The following is a 7,463-nucleotide window of genomic DNA, read 5'->3' on the forward strand; positions in this document are numbered from 1 at the left end:
CTTTACATCTCGAGCACCCTCGTCCGCGCGCACCTTCGCGCAAGACGCGCGAGGAGGTCGGTGCTCCGCAAGGGGTTGGCGCGCTGCGCCAACGTGGAACGAACGGAGTAACATCATGGCTACAAAAGAGACGGCCCGCGCCACCTGGTCTGGCAAGTGGGCGTTCATCTTGGCCGCAGCCGCCTCGGCGGTGGGCCTGGGGAACATGTGGCGCTTCCCGTACCTGGCCGCCAAGTACGGCGGCGGCGCGTTTCTGCTGGTCTACGTCATCCTGGTGGTGACGTTCGGCTTCGCGCTCATGATGGCCGAGACGGCGCTCGGGCGCCGGACGGGCCAGAGCGCCATCGGCGCGTTCAAGTGCTTCGGCAAGAAGTACGCGATCATCGGCATCCTCGCCAGCGCGGTTCCCTTCATCATCACGCCGTACTACGCGCTGATCGGCGGCTGGGTGACCAAGTACATGGCGGCCTACCTGTTCGAGCCGGCCAGCGTCATCGCGGGGGAGGACTACTTCACCGGCTTCATCCTGCAGAACCCCGAGACGTACGTGTGGATGCTCGTGTTCATCGCCTTGGTGGTGGTCGTGGTCGCCCTCGGCGTGAAGCGCGGCATCGAGCGCGTGAACAAGGTGCTCATGATCGCCCTCATCGCGATGGCCGTCGGCATCTCGGCCTTCTCGCTCACGCTGCCCGGCGCGCTTGACGGCGTGGCGTACTACCTCATCCCCGACTTCTCGAAGTTCAGCGTGGAGCTCGTGGTGGCGGCCATGGGGCAGATGTTCTTCAGCCTGTCGCTGGCCATGGGCATCATGATCACGTACGGCTCCTACTTCCAGAAGGACGAGGACCTCGAGCACTCCGTGCGCCGCATCGAGGTGTTCGACACGGGCATCGCCATCCTCGCGGGCTTCATGATCATCCCGGCGGCCGTGGCCGTGCAGGGCGGCGCCGAGGCCGTGGCCACCAAGGCCGGCCCGGGCCTCATGTTCGGCGTGCTTCCCCAGGTGTTCGAGGGCTTCGGCTTCGCGGCGAACGCCGTGGGCTTCGCGTTCTTCGCGCTCGTGTTCTTCGCGGCGCTCACGAGCTGCATCTCGCTGTTCGAGACGCTCGTCTCCATCGTGGAGGACGGCGCCAAGCGCGGCCGCACGTTCGCCATCGCCACGTGCGCGGTGTTCGTCGTCGTGGTGGGCGTCATCGTGAACATGGGCTACAACAACCTGCTGTCGGTCGACCTCATGTACTCGGTCTTCGGCATCGGCGAGTACCAGGACGCGCAGCTGCTCGACTTCTTCGACTTCCTGTCCAACACCATCATGATGCCCATCGTGGCGCTGCTCACGTGCGTCTTCGTGGGCTGGATCATCAAGCCGCAGGTCATCATCTCCGAGGTGAAGCAGTCGAGCAAGTTCGTCGCCGAGAAGCTGTTCGTCGTGATGATCAAGTACATCGCGCCGGTGTTCGTGGTGGTGATCCTCGTGGCCTACGTGATGAACACGATGGGCCTCATCACGCTGTAACAGACGTCATTCCCAATCAAGCGGCCGCATGGGGCGGCCGTCTACGGCAAGGAGTTCTCGTGTCCCTCTCCATCGGTATCGTCGGGCTGCCCAACGTGGGCAAGTCCACGCTGTTCACCGCGCTCACCAACAAGGGCGGCCTGGCCGCCAACTACCCGTTCGCCACCATCGAGCCCAACGTCGGCATCGTGCCGGTGCCCGACGCGCGCCTCGACGCGCTGGCCGCCATCGACAACCCGGCCAAGATCGTGCCGGCCACCGTCGAGTTCGTGGACATCGCGGGCTTGGTGGCGGGCGCCAGCCAGGGCGAGGGCCTCGGCAACCAGTTCCTCGCGAACATCCGCGAGACCGACGCCATCGCCGAGGTGGTGCGCTTCTTCGGCGACCCCGACGTCACGCACGTGGCCGGGCGCGTCGACCCGCAAAGCGACGTGGAGACCATCAAGACCGAGCTCATCCTGGCCGACATCGCCACGCTCGAGAAGGCCGTCCCGCGCCTCGAGAAGGAGGCCAAGCGCGACAAGGCGGGCGCGCGCAAGCTCGAGGTGGCGCGCCGCGTGCTCGAGGGCCTCAACGAGGGCCACCGCGCGCGCACGCTCGACCTCTCGGAGGAGGACGCCGCGGCGATCTACGAGCTGCACCTGCTCACGATGAAGCCGATGCTCTACATCGCGAACGTCGACGAGGACGCCGTCGACGCCGGGCTGCCCGAGATCGACGGCTGCGTCCCCGTGCCCATCTGCGCGAAGGTGGAGGCCGACATCGCCGAGCTCGCCGAGATGGACCCCGAGGAGGCGGCCGAGTACATGGAGGTGCTCGGCTTGTCCGAGAGCGGCCTGGCGCGCCTCATCCGCGAGGCGTACCACCTGCTCGGGCTCCAGAGCTACTTCACGAGCGGCGTCACCGAGACGCGCGCGTGGACCGTGCCCATCGGCGCGAAGGCCCCGCAGGCTGCCGGCGTGATCCACACCGACTTCGAGCGCGGCTTCATCAAGGCGGAGACGGCCAGCTTCGAGGACTACGTGGCGCTCGGCGGCGAGAAGGGCTGCCGCGACGCGGGCAAGCTCCGCCAGGAGGGGAAGGACTACGTCGTCCAAGACGGCGACGTCATGCACTTCAAGTTCAACGTATAGGAGGAGCTGACAGAATCGGCTCTGCAAAAGAGCGAGCATCCTGCCGCCGGGTAGGGTTTCGAGCACTCGAAACTTCTTTCATCGTTAGGCCTTTGAAGATGAAAGATCGTTTCGGGTGCTTTTTGGCTTTAGATAAGCTAAGGGGTGAGACCTTTGAAGAAGTTTGTTGCTGAGGATTCATTTTGGGAGTTATTCCCGGATGCGCAAATAGGCGTTGTTGTCGCAAGGGGCATGAGACCTGGGGTTGAAGTGCCGAAGGAGGGCTCTGAGGCCATTGCGAAAATGCTCGAAGATGCGAATGCGAAGGCCGATGAGCTGCTGACATCGGACATCATCTCCCAAAACGAGGTCGTGGCCGTTTGGCGCGGCGCCTATCAGAAGTTCAAGACGAAGAAGGGCGCGCGCTCGTCAATCGAGAACCTGTTGAAGCGCGTGCTCAAGGGAAATCCTGTCGGACCTATCTCGCCCGCGGTGGATATATACAACACCGTGTCGCTCAGCTATGCGCTGCCTGTAGGCGGTGAGGACATCGATGCGATAGAAGGTGACGTCAGGCTCGGCATCACGGAAGGCGGGGATGCGTTTCGCGCGCTTGGGGACGAGGAAGACTCGCCGACGCTCGAGGGCGAGCTTTGCTATCGCGATAACGTCGGAGCTGTATGCCGCTGCCTTAATTGGCGTGATGGCCAGCGTACGGCGCTGACAGATGAATCGAGCAACGCGCTGCTTGTCGTCGAATCGGTCGATCCATCTCGAGCTGACGAGCTCGCGCAGGCTGTAGATGAGTTGGCTGCTCTCATCGAGCAATACCTCGGTGGAGAAATCGCCGCTAAAGCAATCATCACCAGGGATAGCCCCGAGCTTGTCATCGATGAGTGAATACGGCTTTAGCTTGAGGAGCGGCTCGCCCCTCCGAAGATAGCGTCTCGCTTCGCCGAGTTTGCTGTAATCTTGTTGTAGAGTTTGCTGTGCAAGCGCCTCCGCTGCGCAATCTCGGAGCGCTTTGCGAGTTGAAGCAGAAATGACGCCGAGGATGCATTATTCTACACCCATCTGCAAAAAGCGAGAAGAGCTGCTGCGACGCGGGCTTCGAGGGAGCCGCGCGGGCCGAGGCTTGGGGAGGAGCTCATCATGGCTGACGTTATGAATGGCACTGCGGCTGGCATCAGGGGCGGTGCGGGCAACGCCGCATCTGGCGCCCGAGGCGGCGATGCGACCGGCATCAAGAAGCTGGGGTTCGGGCTCATGCGCCTGCCGGTCTGCGCGAGCGGCAGCGCGCGCAACATCGGCGAGGCGGCCGACCGGGGCGGGGAGCCCATCGACGTCGAGCAGGTGTGCGCCATGGTCGACGAGTTCATGGGCGCCGGCTTCTCCTACTTCGACACGGCGTTCACCTACCACGACGGCGCGTCGGAGCCCGCCATCAAGCGCGCGCTCGTGGACCGCTACCCGCGCGAGAGCTTCCAGCTGGCCACCAAGCTGCCCGCCTGGGCGGCGAAGAGCGCCGCGGAGGCGCGCGGCATGCTCGACATCTCGCTTGCGCGCACGGGCGCGGGGTACTTCGACTACTACCTGCTGCACAACCTCGGCGGCGAGCTCTCGCAGCCGTTCGAGGACTACGGGCTCTGGGAGTTCGTGCAGCAGAAGAAGGCCGAGGGGCTCATCCGCCACGCGGGCTTCTCCATCCACGACAACGCCGCCGCGCTCGACGCGCTGCTCACCGCGCATCCCGAGGTGGACTTCGTGCAGCTGCAGATCAACTACGCCGACTGGGAGAACCCCAAGGTGGAGTCGCGCAAGTGCTACGAGGTGGCCCGCGCGCACGGCCTGCCCGTCATCGTGATGGAGCCGGTGAAGGGCGGATCGCTCGTGAAGCTGCCGCCCGCCGCGCGCGCCGTGCTCACTGAGGCGAACCCCTCGGCCCCGCTCGCCTCGTGGGCGCTGCGCTTCGCCGCGTCGCTGCCCGGCGTGCTCACGGTGCTCTCGGGCATGTCGAACATCGAGCAGATGCGCGAGAACGTGGGCGTCATGCGCGACTTCAAGCCGCTCACCGCCGAGGAGGCGGCCGTGGTCGAGCGCGTGCGCGGCATCTTGGACGAGGCGCCCACCGTGCCGTGCACCGACTGCCGCTACTGCGTGAAGGGATGCCCCCAGCACATCGGCATCCCCGCCGCGCTCGAGAGCCTGAACATCATGGCGCAGTTCGGCGACGAGCGCCGCGCGAAGGAGAACTACGCGTGGAGCACCGGCTCGCATCCCGCGTCGAGCTGCATCGGCTGCGGGGCGTGCGAGCGCGTGTGCCCCCAGCACATCGCGATCACGTCCGAGCTCGCCCGCGCCGCCGAGCTGTTCGAGTAGGGCGCCTGCGGGCCCGCAGGCGCCGTGGCGCGCGCAGGCGCTCGCCCGCCCGCCACGGCACCCTCGCCGCGTGCCCGCCGCGGCGCCTGCTCTCCGCGTCTCCTCGTGGCCCGCCTCTTTACAGGCGGGCCCGTTCTGTAAAGACTTCGCCTGCTCCCAGATGCTACACTCCGGCCGTCAGGGGGAGCGCGCGTCTCCCCGTTCGAGAGGAAGGGGTGGGCATGGGGGTTCTCTACCAGGCAGCAGACCCGATCTACTTGGCCATATGGCTGTTCGTTCTCTTCGCCTTGATGGCGTTCAACGAGCTGGGGCGCGTCAGGCCCTGGGCGGGCATCACGCTCTTCCTCGTCGTGCCGGTCCTCCTCACCATATTCGTGTGGCCGACCACCGCCGCCCCCGGCAACGAGTACGGCACGGGCACGTGGTTCAACTGGGTGAAGACCTACTCGGCGCTCGCGGGCTGCCTCGGGTTCATGGCCCTGCGCTTCGTCACGTGGAAGGACGAGGACGGCCAGGTCCACCACCTCTACGAGAAGCGCTGGGCGCTGTGCTTCCCGCCGCTCATCCTGGCCGTCAACATCGCTGAGGCGGTCATCCGCGACTTCCAGGTGTTCAGCTTCGGCTTGTGGGCGGGAGGCACCGTCGACAACCTGTGGACCATCTCCGGCCCGTGGAACATCATGAACGGCATCGCGGGCATCCTGAACATCCTCACCATCTGCGGCTGGTTCGGCATCATCATATCGAAGGACCGCACGCGTGACATGATCTGGCCTGACATGATCTGGGCGTGGATCATCGCCTATGATCTGTGGAACTTCGCCTACACCTACAACTGCATCTCCGACCACTCCGCCTACTGCGGCTTGGCGCTCCTGCTCGCCTGCACCATCCCCACCTTCTTCATCAAGCGAGGCGCGTGGCTGCAGCATCGCGCGCAGACGCTCGCGCTGTGGATCATGTTCGTCATGACGGTCCCTCAGTTCGCTGACGTGCTGGCTCCCATTCCCACCACGCACAACCCCACGGCGTTTTTCGTGGTAAGCTTGGCTGCGCTGGCGTCGAACGTGGCGCTTGCCGCATGGCAGGTCATCCGCATTCGCCGCGCCAAGCTGAACCCGCTTGCTGACGAGATCTACGCTGACACCGCGGCGTATCGACGCGTCATCGAGGAGAACGAGTAGCCGAGAGGAGCCGCCCATGCCCGAGCATCCCTGCTATGCGCAGGATGGCGGCCGCCCCGTGCGCATCACGGGACGGCAGAGGGGCGCGGCCGTCGTGCGGCTGAGCGGGCAGGCTGGCGACATCATGCAGGCGGCGCGGACGTGCTTCGAGCGCGACGGCGTGCGCGCGACCACCGTCACGGCCGTCGCCGCCGAGGCGGGCATCACGCGCGAGCTGTTCTACTACTATTTCGCCAGCAAGCAGGCCGTCATCGACGCCGTGCTCGACGACTACGTGGCCGACCTCGTGGAGACGGTGCTCGTGTGGAACGAGCTGCGCGTGTTCGGCGACACGCCCGCCTCGCTCAGGAAGGGCGTGCGTGCCCTGCGCCTCGCGCTCTACGACGCCGACGGCCCGCGCCCCATGGTCCGCGTGCTCGAGGAGCTTGGGCAGCGTGACGCGTTCGACGTGCGCGCCGTGCGCGAGACGGTCGACTGCATCAACGAGCACATCGTCACCGAGTACGCCGCCTACCATCAGGTGGAGATCGACTTCGTGCGCGAGATGTTCTGCGTGGTGCTGTTCGGCCTGGTGGGGCTTTTAAAGGTGGAGCCCGAGGTGAGCGACGAGGTGCTCATGCGCATCGTCGAGCAGACGCTGCGGCTTGACATGCGCGTGATCGAGCATCCCGCGGAGCGCACGGTGGCTCCTGACGCGGCGTGGGTGGGGGAGGGGCAGCGCCTCGGCGCGGAGCCGCTCGAGGCGTTTTTCGCCCGCACGCCGCGCCTCGCGGTGGCCTTCTCGGGCGGCGCCGACTCGTCCTACCTGCTCGCGGCCGCTCGCGCGGCGGGCTGCGAGGTGGGGGCGTACCTGGTGAGCACGGCCTTCCAGCCGGCCTTCGAGCTCGCCGACGCCCGCGCGGTGGCCGCGCGCGTCGGCGTGCCCCTGCGCGTGATCGAGGCCGACGTGCTCTCCCAGGCCGACATCTGCGCGAACCCGCCTGACCGCTGCCGCCTCTGCAAGCGCTTCATCTTCGCGCGCGTCTGGCAGGCGGCCCGCGCCGACGGATTCTCCGTGCTCGCCGACGGCACCAACGCGAGCGACGACCCGGCGCGCCGCCCGGGCTTCCGCTCGCTCGACGAGGCGGGCGTCACCTCGCCTCTGCGCCGCGCGGGGCTTGCCAAGGCCGACGTGCGCGCCGCCTCGCGCGCCCTCGCCGCGCGGGCGGGCCTGCCCGCCGACGCCTACCTCGCCGACAAGCCGCGCTTCTCCTGCCTCGCCACCCACGTGCC

At 66.5% G+C, this 7,463-nt stretch carries 6 protein-coding genes; all 6 read left to right on the forward strand.

What is annotated here, in order from left to right; genetic code table 11:
• The first annotated feature begins 115 nt into the window (after positions 1-115).
• Positions 116-1,516, forward strand: a complete 1,401-nt coding sequence (locus tag HRL41_RS08520; protein ID WP_172136406.1) for a sodium-dependent transporter — start codon at positions 116-118, stop codon at positions 1,514-1,516.
• 59 nt (positions 1,517-1,575) lie between these two features.
• Positions 1,576-2,649 carry a redox-regulated ATPase YchF gene (gene ychF / locus HRL41_RS08525; RefSeq protein ID WP_172136407.1) on the forward strand — a complete coding sequence of 358 codons (1,074 nt, stop codon included), beginning with the start codon at positions 1,576-1,578 and terminating at the stop codon, positions 2,647-2,649.
• Between the two features lie 153 nt (positions 2,650-2,802).
• Positions 2,803-3,528, forward strand: a complete 726-nt coding sequence (locus HRL41_RS08530) for a B3/4 domain-containing protein (RefSeq protein ID WP_172136408.1) — start codon at positions 2,803-2,805, stop codon at positions 3,526-3,528.
• A 366-nt stretch (positions 3,529-3,894) separates the two neighbouring features.
• Complete coding sequence (locus tag HRL41_RS08535) at positions 3,895-5,007, forward strand: aldo/keto reductase (protein ID WP_172136410.1); 1,113 nt, start codon at positions 3,895-3,897, stop codon at positions 5,005-5,007.
• A 221-nt stretch (positions 5,008-5,228) separates the two neighbouring features.
• Positions 5,229-6,191, forward strand: a complete 963-nt coding sequence (locus HRL41_RS08540) for a DUF5692 family protein (protein ID WP_172136409.1) — start codon at positions 5,229-5,231, stop codon at positions 6,189-6,191.
• Positions 6,192-6,207: 16 nt separating this feature from the next.
• The coding region (locus HRL41_RS12180; RefSeq protein WP_253904797.1) for a TetR family transcriptional regulator at positions 6,208-7,463 on the forward strand (1,256 nt) is incomplete at its 3' end.

Origin of the sequence: Adlercreutzia sp. ZJ473, from assembly GCF_013185065.1 — a bacterium.
In the GTDB taxonomy this organism is placed as follows: domain Bacteria; phylum Actinomycetota; class Coriobacteriia; order Coriobacteriales; family Eggerthellaceae; genus CAAEEV01.

Excerpts from the sequence above, each read along its gene's own strand:
- HRL41_RS08540 (WP_172136409.1), top strand. The coding sequence starts at position 5,229 with ATGGGGGTTCTCTACCAGGCAGCAGACCCGATCTACTTGGCCATATGG.
- HRL41_RS08535 (WP_172136410.1), top strand. The coding sequence starts at position 3,895 with ATGCGCCTGCCGGTCTGCGCGAGCGGCAGCGCGCGCAACATCGGCGAG.
- HRL41_RS08520 (WP_172136406.1), top strand. The coding sequence starts at position 116 with ATGGCTACAAAAGAGACGGCCCGCGCCACCTGGTCTGGCAAGTGGGCG.